Annotated in this window: 25 protein-coding genes; 9 read left to right on the top strand and 16 right to left on the bottom strand. The window is 63.0% G+C overall.

The window, feature by feature from the left end:
- Window positions 1-91 precede the first annotated feature (91 nt).
- Window positions 92-634, top strand: a complete 543-nt coding sequence (locus AB4Y73_RS15025) for a GNAT family N-acetyltransferase (RefSeq protein WP_441872685.1) — start codon at window positions 92-94, stop codon at window positions 632-634.
- Window positions 635-712: 78 nt separating this feature from the next.
- Here the strand turns inward: AB4Y73_RS15025 and AB4Y73_RS15020 are convergent, their stop codons facing one another.
- The 8 genes from AB4Y73_RS15020 to AB4Y73_RS14985 all read right to left on the bottom strand — a co-directional run bounded on the left by AB4Y73_RS15020 (window position 713) and on the right by AB4Y73_RS14985 (window position 5,740).
- On the bottom strand, window positions 713-1,012 hold the full coding sequence (locus AB4Y73_RS15020; RefSeq protein WP_441872769.1) for a PASTA domain-containing protein: 300 nt from the start codon (window positions 1,010-1,012) through the stop codon (window positions 713-715).
- A gap of 396 nt (window positions 1,013-1,408) precedes the next feature.
- A complete protein-coding gene (locus AB4Y73_RS15015; protein WP_441872684.1) occupies window positions 1,409-1,720 on the bottom strand; it encodes a hypothetical protein in 312 nt (103 codons plus the stop codon).
- Between the two features lie 793 nt (window positions 1,721-2,513).
- Window positions 2,514-2,981 (bottom strand): NUDIX domain-containing protein, encoded by a 468-nt coding sequence (locus AB4Y73_RS15010; RefSeq protein ID WP_441872683.1) that lies wholly within the window; start codon window positions 2,979-2,981, stop codon window positions 2,514-2,516.
- A gap of 152 nt (window positions 2,982-3,133) precedes the next feature.
- Window positions 3,134-3,619, bottom strand: a complete 486-nt coding sequence (locus tag AB4Y73_RS15005) for a DUF2306 domain-containing protein (protein WP_441872682.1) — start codon at window positions 3,617-3,619, stop codon at window positions 3,134-3,136.
- 172 nt (window positions 3,620-3,791) lie between these two features.
- Window positions 3,792-4,292 carry a DUF2199 domain-containing protein gene (locus AB4Y73_RS15000; protein WP_441872681.1) on the bottom strand — a complete coding sequence of 167 codons (501 nt, stop codon included), beginning with the start codon at window positions 4,290-4,292 and terminating at the stop codon, window positions 3,792-3,794.
- 193 nt (window positions 4,293-4,485) lie between these two features.
- Window positions 4,486-4,968 carry a DUF6278 family protein gene (locus AB4Y73_RS14995; RefSeq protein WP_441872680.1) on the bottom strand — a complete coding sequence of 161 codons (483 nt, stop codon included), beginning with the start codon at window positions 4,966-4,968 and terminating at the stop codon, window positions 4,486-4,488.
- A gap of 126 nt (window positions 4,969-5,094) precedes the next feature.
- Window positions 5,095-5,445, bottom strand: coding sequence for a HepT-like ribonuclease domain-containing protein (locus AB4Y73_RS14990; protein WP_441872679.1), 351 nt, complete (start codon window positions 5,443-5,445; stop codon window positions 5,095-5,097).
- Window positions 5,435-5,740: a nucleotidyltransferase family protein gene (locus tag AB4Y73_RS14985; RefSeq protein WP_441872678.1), complete on the bottom strand. Its 306-nt coding sequence runs from the start codon at window positions 5,738-5,740 to the stop codon at window positions 5,435-5,437. Before AB4Y73_RS14985 ends, AB4Y73_RS14990 begins: the two co-directional genes overlap by 11 nt.
- A gap of 752 nt (window positions 5,741-6,492) precedes the next feature.
- Between AB4Y73_RS14985 and AB4Y73_RS14980 the strand changes: the two genes are divergently transcribed.
- Entirely contained in the window at window positions 6,493-7,077 is a 585-nt protein-coding gene (locus tag AB4Y73_RS14980; protein ID WP_441872677.1) for a recombinase family protein, read from the top strand.
- A 330-nt stretch (window positions 7,078-7,407) separates the two neighbouring features.
- Here AB4Y73_RS14980 and AB4Y73_RS14975 read toward each other — a convergent pair whose 3' ends face one another.
- Both AB4Y73_RS14975 and AB4Y73_RS14970 read right to left on the bottom strand, forming a co-directional pair.
- A complete protein-coding gene (locus AB4Y73_RS14975) occupies window positions 7,408-8,154 on the bottom strand; it encodes a FadR/GntR family transcriptional regulator (protein ID WP_441872675.1) in 747 nt (248 codons plus the stop codon).
- Between the two features lie 74 nt (window positions 8,155-8,228).
- Entirely contained in the window at window positions 8,229-9,971 is a 1,743-nt protein-coding gene (locus tag AB4Y73_RS14970) for an L-lactate permease (RefSeq protein WP_441872674.1), read from the bottom strand.
- A 186-nt stretch (window positions 9,972-10,157) separates the two neighbouring features.
- On the opposite strand from AB4Y73_RS14970, the gene AB4Y73_RS14965 reads away from it, so the two are divergent.
- From AB4Y73_RS14965 to AB4Y73_RS14950, 4 genes are all read left to right on the top strand, one after another.
- Window positions 10,158-10,961 carry a (Fe-S)-binding protein gene (locus tag AB4Y73_RS14965; protein ID WP_441872673.1) on the top strand — a complete coding sequence of 268 codons (804 nt, stop codon included), beginning with the start codon at window positions 10,158-10,160 and terminating at the stop codon, window positions 10,959-10,961.
- A complete protein-coding gene (locus AB4Y73_RS14960) occupies window positions 10,958-12,499 on the top strand; it encodes a LutB/LldF family L-lactate oxidation iron-sulfur protein (protein ID WP_441872672.1) in 1,542 nt (513 codons plus the stop codon). Before AB4Y73_RS14965 ends, AB4Y73_RS14960 begins: the two co-directional genes overlap by 4 nt.
- Complete coding sequence (locus AB4Y73_RS14955) at window positions 12,496-13,128, top strand: LutC/YkgG family protein (RefSeq protein WP_441872671.1); 633 nt, start codon at window positions 12,496-12,498, stop codon at window positions 13,126-13,128. Before AB4Y73_RS14960 ends, AB4Y73_RS14955 begins: the two co-directional genes overlap by 4 nt.
- Window positions 13,129-13,708: 580 nt before the next feature.
- Window positions 13,709-13,921 (top strand): hypothetical protein, encoded by a 213-nt coding sequence (locus AB4Y73_RS14950; RefSeq protein ID WP_441872670.1) that lies wholly within the window; start codon window positions 13,709-13,711, stop codon window positions 13,919-13,921.
- Between the two features lie 72 nt (window positions 13,922-13,993).
- Here AB4Y73_RS14950 and AB4Y73_RS14945 read toward each other — a convergent pair whose 3' ends face one another.
- On the bottom strand, window positions 13,994-14,329 hold the full coding sequence (locus tag AB4Y73_RS14945) for a hypothetical protein (protein WP_441872669.1): 336 nt from the start codon (window positions 14,327-14,329) through the stop codon (window positions 13,994-13,996).
- Window positions 14,330-14,859: 530 nt separating this feature from the next.
- Between AB4Y73_RS14945 and AB4Y73_RS14940 the strand changes: the two genes are divergently transcribed.
- Together AB4Y73_RS14940 and AB4Y73_RS14935 are read left to right on the top strand one after the other, a co-directional pair.
- Window positions 14,860-15,291, top strand: coding sequence for a LexA family protein (locus AB4Y73_RS14940; protein WP_441872668.1), 432 nt, complete (start codon window positions 14,860-14,862; stop codon window positions 15,289-15,291).
- The gene (locus tag AB4Y73_RS14935) at window positions 15,284-16,582 is read left to right on the top strand and encodes a Y-family DNA polymerase (protein WP_441872667.1); all 1,299 of its coding nucleotides are present in this window, start codon (window positions 15,284-15,286) and stop codon (window positions 16,580-16,582) included. The genes AB4Y73_RS14940 and AB4Y73_RS14935 overlap by 8 nt, the downstream gene beginning before the upstream one ends.
- 17 nt (window positions 16,583-16,599) lie before the next feature.
- Here AB4Y73_RS14935 and AB4Y73_RS14930 read toward each other — a convergent pair whose 3' ends face one another.
- From AB4Y73_RS14930 to AB4Y73_RS14920, 3 genes are all read right to left on the bottom strand, one after another.
- Window positions 16,600-16,938, bottom strand: a complete 339-nt coding sequence (locus AB4Y73_RS14930; RefSeq protein WP_441872666.1) for a cupin domain-containing protein — start codon at window positions 16,936-16,938, stop codon at window positions 16,600-16,602.
- Between the two features lie 141 nt (window positions 16,939-17,079).
- The gene (gene fdhA / locus AB4Y73_RS14925; protein ID WP_441872665.1) at window positions 17,080-18,291 is read right to left on the bottom strand and encodes a formaldehyde dehydrogenase, glutathione-independent; all 1,212 of its coding nucleotides are present in this window, start codon (window positions 18,289-18,291) and stop codon (window positions 17,080-17,082) included.
- A gap of 190 nt (window positions 18,292-18,481) precedes the next feature.
- Window positions 18,482-19,429 (bottom strand): 2-hydroxyacid dehydrogenase, encoded by a 948-nt coding sequence (locus AB4Y73_RS14920; protein ID WP_441872664.1) that lies wholly within the window; start codon window positions 19,427-19,429, stop codon window positions 18,482-18,484.
- A 250-nt stretch (window positions 19,430-19,679) separates the two neighbouring features.
- Between AB4Y73_RS14920 and AB4Y73_RS14915 the strand changes: the two genes are divergently transcribed.
- A complete protein-coding gene (locus tag AB4Y73_RS14915; protein WP_441872663.1) occupies window positions 19,680-21,356 on the top strand; it encodes an FAD-binding dehydrogenase in 1,677 nt (558 codons plus the stop codon).
- On the opposite strand, the gene AB4Y73_RS14910 is transcribed toward AB4Y73_RS14915, so the two are convergent.
- Both AB4Y73_RS14910 and AB4Y73_RS14905 read right to left on the bottom strand, forming a co-directional pair.
- Window positions 21,353-21,865, bottom strand: coding sequence for a mycothiol transferase (locus AB4Y73_RS14910; RefSeq protein WP_441872662.1), 513 nt, complete (start codon window positions 21,863-21,865; stop codon window positions 21,353-21,355). The two genes, AB4Y73_RS14915 and AB4Y73_RS14910, sit on opposite strands and share 4 nt — an antisense overlap.
- A 312-nt stretch (window positions 21,866-22,177) precedes the next feature.
- Window positions 22,178-22,558: a VOC family protein gene (locus AB4Y73_RS14905; RefSeq protein ID WP_441872661.1), complete on the bottom strand. Its 381-nt coding sequence runs from the start codon at window positions 22,556-22,558 to the stop codon at window positions 22,178-22,180.
- Between the last annotated feature and the right edge of the window lie 159 nt (window positions 22,559-22,717).

Here is a 22,717-nt window from a genome sequence, read left to right as displayed (position 1 = left end):
ATAAAGGACTCCTTACTCAGTGGTTCACCGCTCCGTTTGGGGAACGCTAACCGGGCATCATTGGAGGGTAGGCCGCGAGTACTGTTGACTGGTGTTTGAACCGCGTCAGCTCAGTGAAAATGTCAGTATGCGCACATTGCGTTCGAGTGATGCGTCAGCGCTTTCCGCCGCGTACGTGCGCAACCGTGAGTACCTTTCTTCCTGGGAGCCGGTGCGTCCCGAGGAGTACTACACCGAAGGGTGGCAGGCCGCGGATATTGCGAGGCGCCTTGTTGCGGCTGATGCCGGGGAAGGGTTCCCCTTGGGATTGTTTGCTGGCGACGCCCTTGTCGGCAGATTCAACTTGGCCGGCATCGTGCGTGGACCGTTCCAAAGTGCAGGGCTGGGTTACTGGGTGGATGGCGCTTACGCGGGCCGTGGTTTGGCATCCGCTGCCGTCCAGACGATCATCGAAACGGCACGTGACGTACTTGGGCTGCACCGCATAGAGGCGAGCACTCTCCTGCACAATGCTGGTTCGCAACGGGTGCTGTTAAAGGCCGGCTTCCGGCAGATCGGGATGGCTCCACAGTACTTGGAAATTGCCGGCGAATGGCAAGACCACAACCTTTACCAAGTGGTCCTTCACGAATAAGACCTGACCTGCCGCCAACAAGCATCCAGCGCTATTCACGACACCCCCATTCCGTTTGGGGATCCCGCACCGGACAACTCACGACTCCGTGTCGCCCTCCGCATGAGTTTGCAATGAGGGGGTCGGCCCGCCCGTCTGCTCCGGCACGTCGCTTCGGGCTTGACCGTCCTGAACGAAGGTGATCTGAATTTGGCTTCCCCGCTCAAGGACCGACCCTGCCGGAGGATCTTGGGAGGTCACCCAGAATAGCCCTGGCCACGTGCGCGAGCGAAGGCCTGGACCATCAGGGTCCCCGGCTGCGAGACCGAACCCAAGGTTCGCCGCAGTCTCCTGTGCGATATGTACAGGCTGCCCAACCAGATCGGGAACATTTAGCATCTGGCGTTCGACCACCTCGGCATCTCCTTTGCGCCCGAAAGCTTGTACGGCAAACTGAACCGTCTATTCATCAGATTAGCGCCGGTGTTCGGTGCCTCCCGTAAGGGATCCCTTACCGGGCGCAGCGGGAAAGCGCACTGACTCCGTGGATCGTCAGCGATCGGGTCAACAACTCGGTGCGCAACAACGGATCGGAACCGATTGAACCCGCCGGGCAGGTGAGCTTAGCGTCCGCTGCGCGAAGGCCTCCCACTCCGTCCAGAGGCCGATAGAACGCACGAAAAGAGGGGGCAAGCTAGTCGGCGCCCACTTCTGCGTTGTCCTCTGCAGTCCCGGCCACTCCTGGTCCTTGTACAAGCGGAGTGTGCAAAAAATGTCGCATCGTTTGGCTGTTATCTAGAACCACAGCCGGAGACGGAATCGAAATCTATCTCCCAGAACGTTTTCGAGTTCATCTCGGAGGCGAACCCCTTCCAGGTCAAAGTGCTTACGGCGTTCCTCACTCCCAAACATCCCTGTCTCTTCATTCGCATGTTCGTTAAAGAATTTCGCCCAGGCCACAAGATCCTCATACAGAGCCTCTGGAAGTTCACTCTTCCAATCAGGCACATCTTCTAGCGCCCAGAATATAGTGGACATCGGCCAGGTGTACCCGTAATCGACGTCGATAAGGATCTCGGGTCGAGGATCTTGTGAAGACGTGGCCACAATACGACTCTATCCTCAGCAGCCGGGGCAGTCCCAGACTTCGTCAGAATGGGGAGGATGGCAGCAAAGGGGTATCGACACAATTTGAGTCCAAACTACTGCAGAGCTGCACGGTAACGGATCCTTCATCGGTTACCAGGCATTCGCCGCAAATCCCCGAGTGGCTATCTCTGGCCGCAAGAGCGACACGCCACGGACCCTCACCGTATGGACGTTGACGGGTGGAAAAGTAGCAGCTTCTGAGTAAGGTGGGTCGATGACAACACGACTCTCGCGTGTTTTGACTGCCACCACAGTCTTTCTGCTGGGGGCACTCCTATTGATCTTGATACTGGACCAAGCGACTGAGATGGACCTGGGCCGGTGGATCAGTCCGCTCGCCGCGGCCCTCGGGCTGCTGATCCTGATTCGCGTACTAACCGGTATCCGATCATGGCGTTCGAAGATTGCCGCTCCGGTTATCGGTTCGGTGTCCGTCCAATCAAGAATGTTCGGCTTTACCCCTGGAAGCTCAATAGTTGAGCACTCCAGCGGGCCAACCGACACAACGTCCAACGTCGAAGCCGATGTAGATCTTCGACGCAGTCAAGGTGCGGATCCCGAATAATCAGCCGGCTATCCGGCTGAAGGCTTTTTAGGGGTGCGAGCCTCGCGGCCAAAACACTCCGAATACTCTGTCTCTTGGCACTCAAATGGGGAAAGAATGCGTGCGGTAGGGGATATTTAACCGGGCACTTCCAGAGTGGCTCTTCAACTGCGCAGTTGATGCGTCCAGGGCAGCTTCAAGGGGTTCTCACTGGCTTTTTCTGAACGGAAGATCACTGCTCTCGTCGCGGGTGGGTCGAGCCTGGCTCAGAACCATCTGCAGCGCCCCGTCTGGGTAGAGCGGGCGGTCGATATCGTTGATGCGTTTCCAGTAAACGGGGCTGCCCTCGTCGAGAATGTGTAGCTCGGCATCGATCGGGATGACGTCGAGTTCTTTGGCTGTCACGGCGAAGACATGCACAATTTCATGGCCGGCGACTGCTTCGTATTCGAAGATGTTTTCCAGAACTCCGAGTAACTGCGTCTTTTGCAGGGCCACTCCTAGCTCTTCTTCAAACTCACGCCGCACTGCTCCGTCGGCGGTCTCTCCGAACTCGATGCCACCTCCAATTGCCCTATAAAACGCTTCGCCTTTTACGGAATCTGTTGCACCCGATACGAGGACATATCCATCGCGGACAAGCAGGCCAACGGCAAGATTTCTGATCAATGGCATGGATTTGATCCTAGGCTCTTTAGTGTCCGATCGAGGATCGGCTTACGGAACTTCGAAATGCCAGGGACCCTTTGACAGCCTCGCGATTACGGCAATGCCCTGTTCCTCTGGTTGCTCCTCTTGGTACCCATGCCGCGGATATATGGCCGGGACTAGGTAATGGGGACCGTCTGTGTTTTGCGGAGCTGGGCGATGCCGATCACAGTGAGTGCGGCTGTGCCCAGCAGGACCAGGATCAATAGCCCCAGCAGCGGGAGCTCGTGGATGGCGAGCTGCGGAATGCGGCGCGAGGGCACTGCCAGAACGCCCACAAAAGCGCCGATCAGACCGAAGTAGCTACCGGTCATGAAACTGCGGTGGGCCCTGATGTTCCTCTTCCAGATGGCCCACAGTCCCGCTGTCAGTGTGCAGAACGTCAGCACTGAGAGTGCGTGGAGCCAATTGAACCCGCCGTCGATGGTTCTGATTCCAAACGAGGTCAGCACCACGACATACATAGAAACAGCCCAGATTCGACCCACGATCCGATGAACGCTGCCGCCTTTGGACCGGCGCAGCAGGTTCACTGCTCCGAAAGTCAACGCGTAGCTGGCGGCGATTGCGTGAAGTGAGATTAGAACGGTCCAGGAGGAAGGCATAGTCCGGAGCCTAGCGGACCGTGCCGCAGAGGGTTCATCAAAGGAGACGTAAGGCGCATCAAGGTGTCCTGTTGTCCCACCGGCTAACGGGCGGCGCCTGGAGCGCATGTCCAGGCGAGGGCCATGAGGCGCACCGCGCCGAACGTCCCCATGCCGGTAGCCGGCCTCGAGGTCATGATGGCAGAGAAGCCAGGATGTCGTGCGGCCACTCCCTGGTTAGCACGTTGTTCAGTTCCTCATTCGGGCTGGACACGCAGTAAGGTGTTTGCTCCGTGTTCAGAACGGCCAGGTTCACCGGAAAGGCAAAGAAACCCCAGGGCTGGATTTTGTTAGCCAAGTAGCCTGTGAGTTTCAGCTCGCCATATTCAGGCGCGTTCCAAACCCTGCAGGCATGCTGCAGGTCCTCCGGATGGATGGCGATCCAAACCCCGAACCGGAACTCGTGCCCGCCCTGCAGTTTGACCGGCAGCAGGGCGCGGACGAACGGGCTGATGTTCGGGATTTGCATGAGCGTCGCCGTGGTCGGATCCGGGTCGCTCAACCAGCTGCCTTCAGCACGATGCTGCTCAGGGCTGTTCAGTACAGGGTCCGGGAGACGGAATCGGACATCCCGGTCATGCGCCGCCAAAGGTTCCCCACACATCCCGCAATTCCGCTTCTTGCCGAAAATCATTTGTCCCCCAAACCGATGTCATTCAAGCTGAGTCTACCTAGGGTCCGGCGCCTCACTCCTGACCACACCAAGAGAACGCCGTGGCGGGCTGAGACCGCAAGCGGATCCTTCACCGCACGCGCATAGCCGGCCCCACTGGCCGTGCGCCCGCGCTGCCCAGCGGGTGTTCCCAGACATCAAAGCGCCTCAGTCCTCAGCTGCCTTGGAGCCTGTCTTCGTCAATTAGGTCGATTGCGTGGTCGTAATTCATTGCCAGGGTCGGCATTCCTATATCAAGCCGTCGTTGAGCCACATAGATAACCGAAACGCTTGTGTTCCTGCTTATCCGGACCGCTGGGAAGCCCTCTTCGACAACTTCCCAGTGGGCTCCCGGGATGATGTGAGTAAGCACGTCTCCGTAGAACATGCCAATGGCCCTGGCGAGTCCTGTTAGGTCGCTCTTGGCCTCCGGGCCCTCAATCAGGGCATCAATTACGACAAGGCCCTCGCGCGAGCGGGGAAGGGCCATCGCTTTCCCCTGGCAGTAGTTGAGGAGCCCGTCATAGCCACCAACATTGGTTGGTGCAGGCGAGGGCGTATCAGAGGCAGGCTTGTACTCGGCAGTATCTCCGAGCCATCCCAGGAGGCAGCGATTGAAGCGGCTCTTCGGTTTCGTCCCGGTCAGGCATGCCGTCATGCTACCCCGCTGTGTTCTTTAGAGCAGCAGTGCCAATTTGGGAGGGATCAACAGGGCACTGAAGTGACCGGTGGTGGATCCCTATCCGCAACTCTCTGGTGCCGGCCTTCTCGTCCAGGCTTGGGCCTACTGGGCTTCGACCTCGGAGAGCAGCGCCTCAAGTACCGAGATGAGTGTTGGTAAGTCCCCTGTGATGATCTCCCAGACCTTCTCCTGGTCCACTTGCGCGTACGCGTGTACCAAGATGTTGCGGGTCGCGATGATCGCGTGGACGTCCGGGATCCGCTCGGCGGTCTCCGGGTCTGCGGCGCGCAGATGTTTCAATGCCTCGCCGATGATCTCGAGCTGGCGCTCGACGGCGGCCTGCAGAATCCACTCACCCAGGTAGTCCCCGACCTCGCGCCCCGACGCGATTGAGACGGCCCTTTTCGACGCCTCGCATGCATCCCAGAGGAGGGCCGGCGCCTCAGGCTGCATACACTTCCTCCGCGCTGCCGAATGCCGACTTCGCGAAATATGGATTCCTCACCGCACCCGCATCCACGAGATCGACCTCGCGCCCCAGGATCCGCTCCAATTCCGACTTCAACTTGAAGTAGTCGTGGAAATAGCCTCCACGCCCGGGCAAGAAATCGATCAGGAAATCGACATCGCTAGTCTGGGTGTCGAAGCTGTCAGAGAGAACCGACCCGAAGATCCGCAGACGCCTGACACCGTAGGTCTCGCACGCGCGCGCGATCGCCTTGAGGTCTAAGTTCACTGCAGCGGTCATACCGACATTGTCCCACGCGAGACGGTGTGGGCTAGGCAAACGCGACCAGTGCTTCCAGCCTTCTCCGACTTGCCTCCAGATGAGCTGATGGGACCAGCAATGGTGCACGCAAGCCCAGCCCTCGGCTCGCCCGTTTATGGCAGCCGACACCCATGGCCGTGAGGAACGGTAGGGGATCGGTGACCGTGCACCGATCCGCTGCCGGCCCTTTGATTTGTCTCGCTCGCTTGTCAGAACAGGGTGAAGACCGCTCGGCGGGTCAGGGCCTACGTTGTCCTTTTGCGTCTGTTTGGCCTCGATGATGTTTGTCCCGGTTCAGGAAAATTAAGCGAAATGCCCATACACAGGCCAAGATCGTGCCGGCCGCAAAGTAAGATATGTTCGGCCCCGTCCATCCTTCCTGACCTAGACGCAGAAGAGGCGGAAGTGCAACACATACGCCTGCTATGAGCCCGCACCATGCCACGAACCGATTGCCGTAGCGCGCAGAAGATGAAGGGCTCATATTCCGACCTCCTGTTGGTGGGGCGTATCCGGAGCCTAGCCATCATGTGCGGTTTTGGTAAGGGGCTTCTCGAAGACCGCCACGAAAGGCTCTTCTAAGACTGCCCGTAAGCCGGTCCTCCCCCGGGGCAAGGAAGACGCAAAATTTCCGGGTCACGATTTGGCGAACTTCCGCGGCCGCCCGATTCCCGTAGGACCCGCCCGCAAAAATGCCCGGTGATGGGGGGCTAAACGGTACATTCAACACCATGACCGGACTCCTCATCGGATACGCCCGCGTATCCACGAACGACCAAGACCTCACTGCCCAGAAGAATGCCCTGGCCGCTCTCGGGGTGTCATCGGAGAAGACGTTCACCGACCAGGGCCTCACCGGCGCCAACCGGGCACGGCCGGGGCTCAGAGAAGCGCTGGCCGCCTGCCGGTCCGGGGACACCCTGGTCGTGACCAAACTCGACCGGCTGGCCCGGTCGCTGCGCGATGCAAAGGACATAGTGGATGAGCTCACCCGCCGCGAGGGCAAGCTGAGCATCGGCGGCTCCGTCCACGACCCGACCGATCCCGTCGGCCGGCTCCTCTTCAATGTCCTGGCCATGGTCGCCGAATTCGAAGCAGACCTGATCCGGGCACGGACCCGCGAGGGCATGGCCGTCGCCAAGGCAAAGGGCCGCCTGCGTGGGAAACAACCCAAGCTCTCGAAAAAACAGGAAGCACACCTGGTCTCCGTTCACCGGGCGGGAACACACACGACGGCGGAACTAGCCGAACTCTTCTCCGTCGCACGGTCAACCGTCTACCGCGCCATCAAACGAGCCGGCGACATCGCCATCTAGATCCATGCCGGAATCAACACCGGTTCGTCCTTGGTGCGCATTACAGCGCTTCCTCTCAGATGCCGTCTCCATGCCGGGGTTCTGCCGGGGAGCCCGTGCAGGCGCCACAGCGAGCTTCGACGCAGCAGTTTTTGCTGTTTAGTGCAGTCGACTTCTGAAAAGTGACGGTTAGTGCAGGCGGCTATTGAGCGGAATGGATTATCGTGCAGGGGACTTCTGACATTTTCATGTCCACACTCGTCTGCACTACCCCGGAATTCCGTGGGAGCGTGTGCAGACGTCGTCTACACCCGGAGTCGGCTGGGTTGGAACTGCCGGGAGGATAGCGCTTCAGAGTCCGTCCCGGGGTACTGACGCTTCCTGTGCCTTCTGGTGGAACCATTCGATGTGTTCTTGCAGGAGGCGGGCTGCGAGTTCCCCGTCGTGTGCCTGGACGGCGTCGAAGATGTGGTGGTGTTGGGTCCGTAGCGTGGCGATGACGTCCGGCCATGTTTCCATGGCGTCCATCGCGCCTTTGACGTAGCCGACGATGGACCCGGACAGGGATTCCATCATGGTGGCCACCACCGCGTTCCCGGCGAGCGAGCTCAGCGCCACGTGGAAGCGGGCGTCGAGTTCGTGGAACGCGGCGCGGTCAATGTCGGGGTCGTCCATGGCGTGCAGAAGCTGGGATGCCTGCTCGAGGTCTTCGTCCCCTCCGGTGCGGGCAGCGCCGGCCCGGGCGGTCCAGGTTTCGAGCAGGATACGGGTCTGGACAATGTCCGCGACCGGGAGCCGGTTGGTGGCGACGTGCAGCCGCAGGGCCGATGACAGTCCCGCGGAAGGATCGGAAATGACGATGGCTCCAGAGGTGGGCCCAGACCCGACGGAGCTTCGCAGGATTCCCATGGCGTCCAGGACCCGGATGGCCTCGCGTACGGAGGCCCGTGAGATGCCGTAGTTTTCGGCGAGTGTGCGTTCGCCCGGGAGACGGTCCCCGACCGTGATTTTGCCCGAGCGCAGGTCCGCTTCGATGTCTTTCAGGAGCGCGTCATGGGTGCGACGGCGGGGGGTTGCTCCTGGTTCGGCAGTGCTCACGGTTGGTTCCTTAAGGGCGGGCAGTGTGCGGGTCTGGGGGCGGCCCGCACACTGCGTCTTGAGTAGGCGGGACGCTAAGGCAGCATCCAGCCCAGGATCGGGGTGGACTGGAGGTAGGAGAGGGTGCAGAGCACCAGCAGCAGCGCTACGCTCCATCCGACTACTTTACGCAGGATCACCGATTCCTTTCCTTCAAGGTTGACCGCGGACGCGGCGATGGCCAGGTTTTGCGGGCTGATCAGTTTCCCGACGACGCCGCCGGAGGTGTTTCCGGCGACGAGGAGGTTCGGGTCGATGCCTGCTTTCAGGCCGGCGGTCTGCTGGAGTTTGGCGAAGAGCGCGTTGGCGGACGTGTCTGAGCCGGTGACGGCGGTGCCAATCCAGCCCAGGACGGGTGAGAGGAATGCGAAGAAGGTGCCAGTGCCGGCCAGCCAGGTGCCGATGGATACTGTCTGGCCGGAGAAGTTCATCACGTAGGCGAGTGCGAGGACGGTGATGATGGTCAGGCCTGCCCAGCGCATCCTGTAGATGGTGCGGCCGATCTCCTTCACGGCGTTAGCCACTGTGACGGGGTAGCGGCCGCCGTCGTCGTACTTCGAGTACACGAAGGCGACGATCAGGCCGGTGATCAGCAGCAGGGTTCCGGGGGTGGAGAGCCATTGGAAGGAGTAGATGGTGGAGGAGACGGGTTTGCCTTCGGCATTGACCAGCGCGTCGTGCAGGATCGGCCAGGGGATTTTGACGTCCGTCGAGGCGAGGAACGCGGGCACGTCCGCGCCGAGTTTCCATAGCTTGGCGATGCCGAAGACGACGATGACGAGGAAGTACGGGAACAGGGCGAGCCAGGTGCGGGTCGGGGTCAGGCGGTCTGCCGCGGCTTCGCTGACGGCGACAGTGGATGCACGGCGGGAGCCGCCGCCTACGGTGGTGGAGGCTGTGTTCTTCGAGACTGCATCAAAGGCTGCTCCGAGACGCTCGCGTGCTGCGACGCTTCCCTTGGGCGTCCAGCTGCGGAAGAACAGGACAGCCGCGCCGAGGCCTACGAGGGAGGCGACGATGTCGGTAAGTTCGTAGGAGAAGTAATTCGAGCACAGGAACTGTGCGGTGGCGAAGGAGAAACCGACAACGAGTGCGGCGGGCCAGCAGTCTTTCAGGCCCTTGCGGCCATCGAGGATGAAGAGCAGGATCAGCGGCACGATGGTGGCCAGTAGCGGCGCCTGGCGTCCGACGACGGAGGCAATGTCCGTGGCGTGCAGTCCGGTGAGGCCGGCCGCGGTGGTGATCGGGATGGCCATGGCGCCGAAGGCAACAGGTGCCGTGTTGGCGACCAGGACGGCGGCGGCTGCGCGCAGCGGCGGCAGTCCGAGCGCCAGCAGCATGGTGGCGGTGATGGCCACCGGCGCGCCGAACCCGGCGAGGGCTTCGAGCAGGCCGCCGAAGCAGAAGGCGATCAGGACTGCCTGGAGGCGCACGTCGCCTTTGCCGATCACGTCGAAGACGCGGCGGAGGTCCTCGAAGCGTCCGCTGAGAACCGTGACCTGGTAGAGCCAGACGGCCATGATGACGATCCAGAGCACCGGGAAGGCGCCGAAGACGCCGCCCTGGGTGGCCGAGAGCAGCGCCAGCCCGGCCGGCATCTGGAACGCAAAAATTCCGACCAGGAGGGCAGTCAGGAGCGCAAAGGCGCCGGCGACATGGGCGCGGGTTTTGACGACGGCAAGCAGGATGAAGAACGTCAGCAGCGGCAGCAGGGCGACGATGGCCGACCACATGACGCTGTTGAGCACCGGATCGGTGCTGGGTGTGAACTGATCCACGGAGTTCCTCCACATTGAGGGGGACGACAGGGGGTATGGTCAGACCTCTGTGGTCTGACCATCAGAGTGTAGCGCAGATTTTTCTGGCAGTGTGAGCGGCTTCACTTGGATTCACCGGTTGCGAGTGGCGTCGGTCACGTGGTCTACTATGGTCAGACCACAAACCGCTTAGCCCGAAAGGCTGCCATGCGAATCGCTTTGTTCGCTACGTGCATCGTGGATGCGATGTACCCCGCCACGGCGCGGGCCACCGTGAAAATCCTGGAGCGGCTGGGACACGAAGTTGTGTTTCCATCCGGCCAGGCCTGCTGCGGGCAGATGCACGTCAACAGCGGCTACCTTAAGGAAGCCGTCCCCGTGATCGCCAATCACGTCGCCGCGTTCGACACCGAGGACTACGAGGTCGCCGTCGCCCCGTCCGGTTCCTGCGTCGCCTCCGTGAAGCACCAGCATCCCATGGTCGCCCGCTCCTGCGGTGACACGGCCCTCGAAGCCCGCGCGACCGCCGTGGGCGCTAAAACCTACGAACTCTCCGAACTGCTGGTGGACGTCCTGGGCGTGACCGACGCCGGGGCCCAGCTCGGCTCCTACTTCCCGCACCGGGTCACGTACCACCCCAGCTGCCACGGCATGCGCCTGCTGAAACTGGGCGACCGGCAGTCCCGGCTGCTGGCCAGCGTGCAGGGGATCGAGATGGCAGAGCTGCCGGAAGCGGACCAGTGCTGCGGGTTCGGCGGCACGTTCTCGATGAAGAACGCCGACGTCTCCTCCGCCATGCTCGAAGACAAAACCGTCAATATCACCGCAACCGGCGCCAGCCTCTGCACCGGCGGGGACGCCTCCTGCCTGATGCACATCGGCGGCGGCCTCTCCCGCCGGGGCAGCGACGTCACCACCCTGCACCTGGCCGAAATCCTCGCCAGCACCCTGGAAGAACCGGCCTCTGTCACCGGCGAAGTCCGCGTCACCACCGGAAAGGCCACACGATGAGCACCTACCTGGGCATGCCCTCCCTCCCCGTTTATGGCACGGGCAACCTGCACGCCTCCGAATCCTTCCCCAAGGCCGCGCACCGCGAACTCGGCAACGCCCAGCTCCGGGCCAACCTCGGCCACGCCACCCACACCATCCGCGACAAACGCATCCAAGTGGTCTCTGAACTGCCGGACTGGGAACAACTGCGCGACGCCGGCTCCGCCATCAAGGAATCCGTGATGGCCCGCCTTCCCGAACTCCTGGAACAGTTCGAGAAGAACTTCACCGCCCGCGGCGGCGTGATCCACTGGGCCCGCGACGCCGATGAGGCAAATGAGATCGTCGCAGAGCTGATCCGGGCGACCGGGGAAACCGAAGCGGTCAAGATCAAATCCATGGCCACCCAGGAAATCGGCCTCAACGAATACCTTGAAGAGCACGGCATCGCCGCCTACGAAACCGACCTGGCCGAGCTGATCGTCCAGCTGGACCACGACAAGCCCAGCCACATCCTCGTCCCGGCGATCCATAAGAACCGGACACAGGTCCGGGACATCTTCCTGCGCGAAATGGAGGGCGTCGACCCGGAGCTGACCGACGAACCGGCCCGCCTCGCCGCGGCCGCCCGGGCACACCTGCGCCGTAAATTCCTCACTGCCAAAGTCGCTGTCTCCGGGGCCAACTTCGCCCTGGCTGACTCGGGCACCTTGGCCGTCGTCGAATCCGAGGGCAACGGACGCATGTGCCTGACCCTGCCGGAGACACTGATCACCGTCATGGGCGTCGAAAAGCTGCTGCCGACCTGGCAGGACCTTGAAGTCTTTATGCAGCTGCTGCCCCGCTCCTCCACCGGGGAACGGATGAACCCTTATACCTCGCTGTGGACCGGTGTCACCGAGGGCGACGGGCCCCAAAACGTGCACCTGGTGTTGCTTGATAACGGACGCAGCGCCGCCTTGGCCGACGAAATGGGCCGCTCGGCCCTGCACTGCATCCGTTGCAGCGCCTGCATGAACGTCTGCCCGGTCTATGAACGGACCGGCGGCCACGCCTACGGATCGACCTACCCCGGGCCGATCGGGGCGATCCTTTCGCCGCTGATGACCGGCATTCAGGCCGAGGAGAACAGTTCGCTGCCGTACGCGTCCTCGCTGTGCGGGGCCTGCTATGACGCGTGCCCGGTGAAGATCAACATCCCGGACATCCTGGTGCACCTGCGCAGCGTGGATGTGGACAGCAAACGCGGGAAGAAGAAAATCCCCAGCCAGATGGACGTGGGGATGAACGCCGCGTCCTGGGCCCTGTCGTCGGGCAAACGGCTGGGATTGATCGAGAAGGGGCTGCCGCTGGGACGCCTGGCCGCGGGCCCGGACAAGAAGATCACCAAACTGCCCGGAATCGCCGCCGGCTGGACCCAAAGCAGGGATATTCCCGCGCCGCCGTCGCAGTCCTTCCGCGACTGGTGGAAGAAGGAACACCGGACCCCGGACACCGGCGCTGCCCCCGCTACGTCAGATAACCAGCCATCAGAGCACCAGGAAGACCAGTCATGAGCGCACGCGATGAGATCCTTGAACGGATCCGCACCGCCCTGAAAGACAGCCCCAAAGTACCGGAAGTTCCCCGCCGGTACCGGTCCTCATCCGATCTGGACGAGGATGCCCTGATCCACCTGCTGGTGGACCGCCTGATCGACTACAAAGCCCAGGTCTCCGTCGTGGATGCCGACGATCTGCCGGCACGGATTGCTGAACTGCTCGAAGCAGCGCGCAGCTATGTCGTGCCTACGGGGCTGGACGCCGGCTGGCTCAGTGAACTCGAACTCGACCACGACAACCGGCGCCGCACCGATTCGGCAGCGGCTCCGCTGAGCGTTGTCGAGCTCGATGGTATCGACGCCGTCGTGACCGCCAGTGCTGTCGCTGTCGCCGAGACGGGGACCATCATCCTGGACGGCAGTCCCAGCCAGGGCCGCCGGGCAATCACCCTCGTCCCGGACCACCACATCTGCATCGTGAAGGTCGCCGACATTGCCGGGATCCTGCCGGAGGCGCTGCGCCGGATTGACGGCACCCGGCCGCTGACCATGATCAGCGGGCCGAGTGCCACCAGCGACATTGAACTCGAACGTGTCGAGGGAGTCCACGGCCCCCGCAAGCTCGACGTCATCATCGCCCGCTAAATCCGGGCAGTGAAGTCCGGGCACGGCCATCACCCTGGCCGTGCCCGGACGCAACAACGCGGACCCCGCACCCTCACCGCTGAACGAAAGGCACCCTCATGACCTCCTACCGCCATGACGCCTGGCAGCACCTCCTCGGTGCCCTCGTGGAGGTCCGGAAGAACGGCACCGTACTTCGCGAAGGACTCGTCGAGGACGTCATGCCTGACTCGTCGGCCCTCTGGATCGCCGCCGACGGGACATCCGCAACGACCACCTCGCGGTCACCTACCGACAATGGCTCACCGAGCGCACATCCAGAACCACCGTTTGATGCCACCTGCAGAAACGGCAGGCTATCTAATTGCGCGCTATGTGCGCATTGATTTGAGAAGCCACAGCGTTAGGTCGATCGGCAGACACAATCCACCTTCGTGTAGAGGTTTGCAGCGCTACAGCGGGACCGCCCACTAGGACGCCCCAAGTCTTATCGCCCAGGGCTCGAACTCCATATCCCTCGGTCATGGTCGTTTCAGAAGCCGGCATGGCAGCTATGACATCGGAGAGACTAATCTTCCTGCCGTAGAAAGGTTTGCAGCGGATGACAACGTTCTCCGAGTCAACATCAATGGATACAGTCATACTCAGGATCAACCAAGTGAATGCCGCGATTCCAAGAACAATGGTCATCCCCGGCACCAGAATATTCCCGGCCGCTGCCGAGACGATGACGACAATGCAGGACGCTACAACAATTCCCCAAATGATCCGTTTCGGCTTGGATGCAAGCCGTGCCTCAGATACCACCATGTAACCCCCCCCCCCCCCCCCCGACTACGTAGATCTGACCACGTTAGCGGCCTAGTCCACCTCTTTGTGTCGCCACCTAGCCGCGCCGACGCTGCCACTGCCCGGCATGCCAAAACATGAGGCCCAGGAAGGTCAGGATTCCGACGAATACAGCCGGCGAGGCAAATGAAAACAGGACGTAAGCCATGCTGACCCGGTCAGTCATCGAAACGGACAAAGGAGCATTCAAGAGGAATGCGAATCCGCCGACAACCAGCACTGCGACCACCAGCCACAGCACGGCGATGAACGGGTTCAACTTAGGGCCGGACCGGACGACATCCTCAGCTGGTCTCTCAGCCGCTGCCGTCAACGGGTTTCGATACTCATCCACTTCGTGAAATCCAACTACCCCAGACTGGTGCTGGTCCATACGCTCCCCCTTGGCTAGCCAGCAGCCTGAATAGGCTGTGAAAGCACCAGCCTAACTGCCTTCACGAGGCAAGACGCGGGCAAGCTCAACGAACCTCGAACCCAATTTGACGCCTATAGGAGCATCGTCGACAAAACCCTAGTGATGCGTCCTGTCCAGATCCTCAAATCCTGAGCCATACGTGGCATAAGACCTAACAGTCCCGGTGACCGATCGACCGCGCCCGGATGAGCCAGGAAACGGTCGACCGGAGCCACGACCTCGCATGAGGAATCAGTGACAGTCCATGACTCCACTCCGTCGCGCTGAGGCACTCGCTGAACGGTCCAGGGCATGGCGGCTCCTTGAAGCAGGTTCCTGTGATGACATCCGGTCTAACAGACCCCAATTGACTGAACCGTGAACTCGTGGACAACACTCCAGATAACACTTCCGCGCAGCCGGCGTGACTGTCGTAGGCCACCCGTAAGCTACGTCAAAGACATCCAGCCGCGGGCTGAAGGAAACATATATTCGAATAAAGGTGTGTTGTGGGCGTCATTATTGGTCCCCGCGTGATAGGTGCGGGCGTTTCGCTGTTGTCTGTGCTGATCTCCCCGGTGCAGGTCGCCGCTGGCTTCCCTTCGCCGGCGCAGGACTATTTTGACGGCCGGATAGATCTCAACGAGCACCTGATCAAGGACATCACCAGCACCTATGTGGTGCGGGTGTCCGGGGAGTCCATGGAAGGCGCGGGCATCAGCGACGGCGATGAGCTGATCGTGAACCGGGCGCTGGAGCCGCGGGATGGCTGCGTGGTTGTTGCGGTTCTCGACGGGGAGCTCACGGTGAAGCGGCTGCGGATCACGCCCACCGGCGTCGTGCTTCAAGCAGAGAACGCCCGTTACCCGAACATCCTGGTACCCAGCCTCAGCGAGCTGACCATCTGGGGTGTGGCCACGCGGTGCCTGCACCATGTCTAGACCAGCGCTGATGCGGCGCATGCCGCAGATAGCGCACGTGGATGTGAACTGTTTCTACGCCAGCGCCGAACGCGCCTTCGACCCGTCCCTGGAAGGCCGGCCCGTCGTCGTGCTCTCCAACAACGACGGCTGCGCTGTCACCCGCTCCCCCGAAGCCAAGGCGCTCGGTATCCCGCTCGGGGAGCCCTGGTTCAACCTCGCCCCGCGGGCCAAGGAATGGGGGCTGGTGGCGCTGTCCAGCAACTATGAGCTCTACGGGGACATCAGCGCACGGGTGATGGAACTGCTCGGGCGCTACCCGGCCTGGCTTGAGGTTTACAGCATCGATGAAGCTTTCCTCGGCGTCAAAGGCACCCCCGCCGAACTGCTCGCGCTGGGCCGTGAGATGAAGACCGCGGTCCGGCGGAACGTCGGCGTGCCCGTCTGTGTCGGGATCGCCACCACGAAGACCTTGGCGAAGCTGGCAAACAAATGGGCCAAGAACAACCCGGCCTTCGGCGGCGTCTGCCATTGGGACTCCATCCCCGCGCCGGAACGTGAAGGCCTGATGAGCCGGCTCTCCGTCATCGAGATCTGGGGCGTCGCCACCCGGCTGACGAAGCGGCTGAACGCCATGGGCATTTTTTCGATCCTTGACCTGTCCCGGGCCGACCCTGTGATGATCCGGGACCGGTTCTCCGTCGTCATGATGCGCACCGTCCTGGAACTGCAGGGCACACCATGTATCCCGATGGAAGAAGAACGGACCGGGAGGGACCAGCTGATCTTCTCCCGCTCCTTCGCCACTCCCATCACCACTGTGCACGGGATGCGGCAGGTCATGAGCGTGTACGGTCAACAGGCCTCAGCCCGGCTGGCCAAACACGACCTGCAGGCCAAAGTCCTCACCGGGTTCGCCGCCACGTCCCACTTCAATCCGCACGACACTTCCTACCCCTCCGTCTGTGTCCCCCTGCCGATGCCCACCGCGGACCCCGTCACACTGACAAAGGCCGCCCACGCCCTGCTGCCCCTCATCCACGACGGCGTCAAATACGCCAAAGCCGGGATCATGGTCACCGACCTGCGCCCCACCGGCAATCAGGCACCCCTGTCCCTGTTCGAGAACCCGCACGAGGAACGCCGTGTCGGGAGTCTCCTCGAAGACGTCCTCCGCCGTTACGGCCGTGGTTCGATCGGCCTCGGCCACGCCGGAATCCGGGGCGGCCCGGACTGGACCATGAAACGGGACATGCTCTCGCCCCGTTACACCACCCACTGGGACGAACTCCCGCTCGTCAAAGCAGCCTGAGCGGCGGCAACCCCGTATCAGGGACGGTCGGTTTTGACCACAGTGAACAGCACCGCCGAATCCTCGTCCGCCTCGAGGCTGTGCAGCCCGTCCGGGACGATCAGCAGGTCCCCTGCCTTACCCTGCCAGGACTCGCCCCCCGCCCGCAGCCTGACGGATCCTTTGATGACGTAGACCGTAGCCTCGCCGGGGTTTTGGTGTTCGCTGAGCTGCGTCCCGGCGCGAAATGCCATCACCGTTTGGCGGAGCCGCTTTTCGTGCCCGCCGTAAGCCGTATCGGCGGCCCGGCCGCTCGGGGCTGCCACGGCGGCTGTGATCTGCTGGCGGGCCAGGGCATCAATCGATATCTTCTGCATGAGGACACCGTACCCACAATGCAGTCGCCAAGTCGCGGGAGCCAATGAATCCGGCCCGCGACTTTTGTCCCCAACGTCAAACGCGCCGTGGGTACCTTCGACAAGAGAAGGTACCCACGGCTTACATAATGACCCGTCGCCCTAGCTGAGGTAGCCGTTCGGGTTGAGGACGTACTTCGTGGCTGCACCGGCGTCGAATTCGGCGTAGCCCTTGGGCGCCTCTTCAAGGGTGATCGCCTTCGCGTTGACGTTCTTGGCGATGTTCACCTTGTCGTTCAGGATGGCCATCATCAACTGGCGGTTGTACTTCATCACCGGGCACTGGCCGGTAGTGAAGCTGAGCGACTTCGCCCACCCGGTGCCCAGGCTGAGGCTGAGCGAACCAGTCTTGGCAGCCTCGTCAACTCCGCCGGGATCGCCAGTGACGTACAGCCCCGGGATGCCCAGGGCACCACCGGCGGCGGTGATGTCCATGAGCGAATTCAACACCGTGGCGGGCGCCTCCTTGGCGTCATGGCCGTGACCGCGCGCCTCAAAGCCCACGGCGTCCACGCCGCAGTCCACCTCCGGCACGCCCAGGATCTGCTCGATCTGCTCCGCCGGGCCGCCCTTGGTCAGATCCACCGTTTCACAGCCAAAGCTGCGTGCCCTCGCCAACCGGTCCTCGTTAAGGTCCCCCACAATCACGACGGCGGCACCGAGCAGATGCGCGCTGGTAGCCGCGGCGAGGCCAACAGGACCCGCGCCGGCCACATAGACCGTGGAACCGACGCCGACCCCAGCGGAAACGGCCCCGTGGAAGCCGGTGGGGAAAATGTCCGACAGCATGGCCAGGTCCAGGATTTTCTCCATGGCCCGGTCCTTGTCCGGGAACTTCAGCAGGTTCCAGTCGGCGTACGGCACCAGCACGTAATTCGCTTGGCCACCCACCCAGCCGCCCATGTCCACGTACCCGTAGGCGCTGCCCGGGCGGTCCGGGTTCACGTTCAGGCAAATGCCCGTCTTGCGTTCCTTGCAGTTGCGGCACCGGCCGCAGGCGATGTTGAACGGCACCGAACAGAGGTCTCCGACTTTAATGAACTCGACGTCGCGGCCCACCTCCACTACCTCGCCGGTAATCTCGTGCCCGAGCACCAGATTGGGCGGGGCCGTGGTACGCCCGCGGACCATGTGCTGGTCGGATCCGCAGATGTTGGTGGCCACGGTCTTCAGGATTACTCCGTGGTTGACCGCCCGCCCCACGTTCGCGGGGTTCACGCCCGGCCCGTCTTTCAGTTCGAAGGTTGGATAGTCGATGTCGATCAGCTCGACCTTGCCGGGCTCCTTGTAGGCAACGGCTTTGTTCCCTGTCATCATGCTCTCCTCTTGTCAGCGCGGCGGTCCCGGTAGGGGCGCGGCGGATCATAAAGTGCTGCGATGGACCTCCGGGTGCAGGGGCTGCCCGCGGCTTGAGCAACTGAATGTCTTCCTACGGTCGGAGGTCTGGCCAGTCTAGGCATGCCTCTTTCGAAAGGGCCATAGCTCGCGCCCCCTTTCTGCTCCCCTAGCGCCAGGCGCGTCCGCCCAGCACCACATTCACCGGTTCCTCGCCGGCCTGCAGCAGCCCGATCTGCTTGCGGATGAGCCGCGCCATCCGGGGCAGCATGGCCGTGCTCGCGCCACCAACGTGCGGAGTGATAAGCACGTCCGGCACAGTCCACAACGGGTGGTCCTGCGGCAGCGGTTCAGGGTCTGTTACGTCCAGTGCCGCCCGCAACCGGCCTGTCGACGTCTCGCGGAGCAGGGCATCGGTGTCGGCCACCGGACCCCGCGCGACGTTCACCAGCAGCGCACCGTCCGGCATCGCCGCAAGGAACTCGCCGTCAACGAGACGACGGGTCTGCTCGCCCAAGGGAACACTAACCACCACAATGTCGTGCAGCGGCAGCTGCTCATACAGGGAATCAATCCCGTAGATTTTGCCGTTTTCATCGTCCCGGGCACGGCTGGCAAGCCGCGTCACCTCAGTTTCAAACGGCAGCAGCCTTGCCTCAATCGCCTTCCCCACTCCCCCGTAGCCCACCAGGAGTACCCGCCGGTCCGCCAGGCTGGGCCGCGGCCGGGTGTCCCAGGTTCCCGTCGCCGCGTTCCGCACGAAGTCAGCAATGCCCCGCTGGCTGGCGATCATCATGCCCACGGCAAGTTCCGCCGTCGAGGTTTCATGTACTCCCGAAGCGTTGGCAAAACGGCACCCTGCGGGCAAAACCTTCGCGACGCCGTCGTACCCAATTGACTGACTCTGAACCAGCCCCACGTCGACGCCGGCGAGCGCCGCGAGTGCGTCCGGCCTGCCCATATAGGGCGGCACCACCAGATCGAAGTGCTGCGCCGGCGCCTCACCGCTCAGGTCCCACAAGAAGAGTTCGACGCCGGCGGGCACCTTCACCGCGTCCGCCAGCTCCTCGCTGGGCAGACTCACCCGTAGTTTCCGTTCTGCGGCCAAACCGGACATGCGCGCTCCCTCTCTCTCGGCTTCCCTGACAGTTAACCAGTCCTGCCCCCGGCTGCGGCGGATTTTGCGCCATCATTCGGCCGGAGCACCTTGTGTGGCGCACAGTTCCGCGGCGGTCCGCCGGCAGGCGTCGAATGATGGCGCAGAATGCGCCGCCTCAGCGGCCGGGCACTCCCGCTGCGGGCTAAACAGGCCGTAGGTTGGGGTCTGACAAGTGCTTGTCAGACCCCAACTACACCAGCAGGGCGGTATGGACGCAGACGTCATTATCATCGGCGGTGGCCTGGCCGGGCTCGCCGCCAGCAACGAACTGGTCAGGGCCGGCAAGCGTGTGGCCATCCTGGATCAGGAGAATGCGGCCAACCTGGGCGGCCAGGCATTCTGGTCGCTCGGCGGACTCTTCCTGGTGGACACGCCCATGCAGCGCCGCCTCCGCGTGAAGGACACCTTCGACCTGGCGTGGCAGGACTGGCAGGGCTCCGCACAATGGGACCGGCTCGACGGCCAGCACCCCGAGGACGAATGGGCCCGGCAATGGGGACGCGCGTACGTCGAGTTCGCGGCCGGCGAGAAACATGCCTGGCTGCTGCAGCAGGGCATCAAGTTCACCCCGTTGGTGGGCTGGGCAGAACGGGGCGACGGCAGGGCCGGCGGCCACGGCAACTCTGTTCCCCGCTTCCATGTCCCGTGGGGAACAGGCACCGGAATCTCCGAACCGTTCGCAGACAAAGCCCGGGCGGCTGCAGCGTCGGGCCAGGTCCGGTTCTACTTCCGCCATCAGGCGGACGGGTTGATGTTCGACGGCGGTGCGGTCACCGGGGTGCGGGGCACCGTTCTGGCACCGGATTCCTCGTCCCGTGGCGTGGCCTCGAACCGGGATGCTGTTAGGGAGTTTGAGCTGCATGCCCAGGCGGTGCTCATCGCAACCGGAGGGATCGGCGGAAACCACGACCAGGTGCGCCAGTGGTGGCCACAGCGCCTGGGCACAGCTCCGAAGAAGATGATCACCGGCGTTCCGCAGCATGTCGACGGGCGGATGCTGGGCATCGCGGACGACGCCGGCGTCCGGCTGGTCAACCGCGACCGGATGTGGCACTACACCGAGGGTATCCAGAACTGGAACCCCGTCTGGCCGGACCACGCCATCCGGATCCTGCCCGGGCCGTCCTCCCTGTGGTTCGATGCCCTGGGCCGCCGCCTCCCCGCGCCCGGGCTGCCCGGCTACGACACCCTGGGCACCCTGAAGCTGCTGCGAACCACACCGGACATCCAGCAGCACAGCCACTCCTGGTTCATCCTCACCCAGAGGATCATCGAAAAAGAGTTCGCCCTCTCCGGCTCCGAGCAGAACCCGGACATCACCAACCGGGACCTCAAGCTATTGCTCCGGTCCCGGTTGGGCCGCGGCGCCGCTGCCCCGATCGAGGCGTTCAAGGAGCACGGCGAGGATTTTGTGATTGCGGACAACCTGGCCGACCTGGTGAGCGAGATGAACCGGCTGACCGGCGAGGCCCTGTTGGACTACCAGCACCTCCGGCGCCAGATCGAGGAACGTGACGCCGAGGTCCGGAACCCCTACTCGAAGGACATCCAGGTCGCCGGCATCCATAACAGCCGGCGTTTCCTCGGCGACAGGCTATTCCGGACAGTAAAGCCGCACCGGATTCTTGACCCGGCGGCAGGCCCGCTGATCGCCGTCAGGCTTCATGTGGTCACCCGCAAAACCCTCGGCGGCATCCAGACAGACCTCACCGGGCAGGCGTTCGCGCAGGACGGCACCTGTATTCCGGGCCTGTACGCTGCCGGCGAGGCTGCCGGCTTCGGCGGCGGAGGCGCCCACGGGTACAACGCGCTGGAAGGAACGTTCCTGGGCGGCTGCCTCTTCACCGGCCGGACAGTGGGCCGCGCGCTGGCGGCCCGGCTCTAGCCTTCGCCCTGGAGGTTGAGCCCCCTCGCGTACGCGGCCTGCCCCACGTGCTGGAGGCAGTCGGCGATGGTGCTGACCAGCCGCACGCCGAGTGTGACGGGCGGGTCCCAGCGCTTGTCAACCACCCGGTCCAGGTCGTCGTCGGTGAGAGTCTTCAGAAACCCCACCGTCTGCCGGTGGACGGCGTCGTAGTACTCCAGGAGCAGTTCCGGCGTCGCCTGCACCGCGTCGACCTGGTGACTGGAATGGCCGTAGCCGGTATCGCGCTCTGTCAGGGGCAGTCCGAAACGACCGGCAAAGGCCTGTGACGTCCACACCTGGTCTAGGCCTGCGGCAGAGGCGACCTGCGCGTCTTCAACCCGGCTGAGGTGCCAGATCAGCCACGCGATCGAGTTCCCGGTTCCCGCCGGACGCCGGACCAAAGCCTCGTCGTCGAGCCCATTAAGGGTGGCCTCCACGGTTTCCCGGATCCGCCCGAAGGCATCAAGCAGCAATCCTTTGGATTCCATCGGATCCCCCTTACGGTGCCAGTTTCGCTGAGCCCCCATACTTGCACGTGCGCCCCGTCAGGGGATAGACGACGAGGACCCCCGCGTGGCCTTAAGCCCCTGCTCCCAAAATCTCGGCACGGCGAAGCGCGACAATGTCCCCCAGCACATCGTCAGACAGCGGCGTCCTGCTGGAATTCCCCCCGGTCAGCGGGTCCCAATGGAAGGGGCGACGGCGATTCCCCCTCAGCGACGCGGATTCCACTCGGCGTCGAACGGGCCGCCCCGCGGTGGCAGGGCGGCCCGTGATGGCCTTCTCAGCCCCGGCGGCTACTACGCCCGCTGGGAAAGGTTGAGAATGTTTCCCTCGCTGTCCAGGAACCAGGCGGACTTCCCCCAGTCATTGGTGGCAACGCCGTTTTCTGTCTTCAGACCGGGGAAGTCGTAGTCTTCGAAGACGACGCCGCGGCCCCTCAGGTCTTCCATCTCCCGTTCCAGGTTGTCTGTTTCCCAGCCCATCTGGGTGTTCTTGGCTGAACCGGCATTGTCTGTCTGGTAGACGAGGAAGCTGGTTCCGTTTCCGCACTTGTAGAGCAGGCTGTCCTCCTCCATGGCTTCGGATGATTCGAGTCCCAGCTTGTCGCGGTAGAAATCCTTCGCCCTGTTGATGTCCTTCGCGGGTAGGACAGCCATGATCGTTGAATCCTTGAGCATGATGATTTCCTTTGTGCCTTTTTCGCGTTGGTGGCGGTGCTCTCCCCCCGGTGGCGGTCCCGGAGCATCGTTGCCCGGGGCCGCGTGGCCGTCCCTTGCGCCAAGTGCCGGGGCGGCCACCTGGGACTCTGCAACGCCCCGCCAGCCATCATCGGCGCG

This window comes from Pseudarthrobacter sp. TAF60_1 (assembly GCF_052113505.1).
Lineage (GTDB): Bacteria > Actinomycetota > Actinomycetes > Actinomycetales > Micrococcaceae > Arthrobacter.
The sequence above is the reverse complement of the archived record's forward strand: the minus strand, read 5'-3'. Positions and strand labels throughout refer to the sequence as shown.

Coding starts and splice junctions, on each gene's coding strand:
- AB4Y73_RS15020 (WP_441872769.1), bottom strand. CDS start 1,012: ATGCTAAATGTTCCCGATCTGGTTGGGCAGCCTGTACATATCGCACAG.
- AB4Y73_RS15010 (WP_441872683.1), bottom strand. CDS start 2,981: ATGCCATTGATCAGAAATCTTGCCGTTGGCCTGCTTGTCCGCGATGGA.
- AB4Y73_RS15005 (WP_441872682.1), bottom strand. CDS start 3,619: ATGCCTTCCTCCTGGACCGTTCTAATCTCACTTCACGCAATCGCCGCC.
- AB4Y73_RS15000 (WP_441872681.1), bottom strand. CDS start 4,292: ATGATTTTCGGCAAGAAGCGGAATTGCGGGATGTGTGGGGAACCTTTG.
- AB4Y73_RS14995 (WP_441872680.1), bottom strand. CDS start 4,968: ATGACGGCATGCCTGACCGGGACGAAACCGAAGAGCCGCTTCAATCGC.
- AB4Y73_RS14990 (WP_441872679.1), bottom strand. CDS start 5,445: ATGCAGCCTGAGGCGCCGGCCCTCCTCTGGGATGCATGCGAGGCGTCG.
- AB4Y73_RS14985 (WP_441872678.1), bottom strand. CDS start 5,740: ATGACCGCTGCAGTGAACTTAGACCTCAAGGCGATCGCGCGCGCGTGC.
- AB4Y73_RS14980 (WP_441872677.1), top strand. CDS start 6,493: ATGACCGGACTCCTCATCGGATACGCCCGCGTATCCACGAACGACCAA.
- AB4Y73_RS14965 (WP_441872673.1), top strand. CDS start 10,158: ATGCGAATCGCTTTGTTCGCTACGTGCATCGTGGATGCGATGTACCCC.
- AB4Y73_RS14960 (WP_441872672.1), top strand. CDS start 10,958: ATGAGCACCTACCTGGGCATGCCCTCCCTCCCCGTTTATGGCACGGGC.
- AB4Y73_RS14955 (WP_441872671.1), top strand. CDS start 12,496: ATGAGCGCACGCGATGAGATCCTTGAACGGATCCGCACCGCCCTGAAA.
- AB4Y73_RS14950 (WP_441872670.1), top strand. CDS start 13,709: ATGACAACGTTCTCCGAGTCAACATCAATGGATACAGTCATACTCAGG.
- AB4Y73_RS14945 (WP_441872669.1), bottom strand. CDS start 14,329: ATGGACCAGCACCAGTCTGGGGTAGTTGGATTTCACGAAGTGGATGAG.
- AB4Y73_RS14935 (WP_441872667.1), top strand. CDS start 15,284: ATGTCTAGACCAGCGCTGATGCGGCGCATGCCGCAGATAGCGCACGTG.
- AB4Y73_RS14930 (WP_441872666.1), bottom strand. CDS start 16,938: ATGCAGAAGATATCGATTGATGCCCTGGCCCGCCAGCAGATCACAGCC.
- fdhA (WP_441872665.1), bottom strand. CDS start 18,291: ATGACAGGGAACAAAGCCGTTGCCTACAAGGAGCCCGGCAAGGTCGAG.
- AB4Y73_RS14920 (WP_441872664.1), bottom strand. CDS start 19,429: ATGTCCGGTTTGGCCGCAGAACGGAAACTACGGGTGAGTCTGCCCAGC.
- AB4Y73_RS14915 (WP_441872663.1), top strand. CDS start 19,680: ATGGACGCAGACGTCATTATCATCGGCGGTGGCCTGGCCGGGCTCGCC.
- AB4Y73_RS14910 (WP_441872662.1), bottom strand. CDS start 21,865: ATGGAATCCAAAGGATTGCTGCTTGATGCCTTCGGGCGGATCCGGGAA.
- AB4Y73_RS14905 (WP_441872661.1), bottom strand. CDS start 22,558: ATGCTCAAGGATTCAACGATCATGGCTGTCCTACCCGCGAAGGACATC.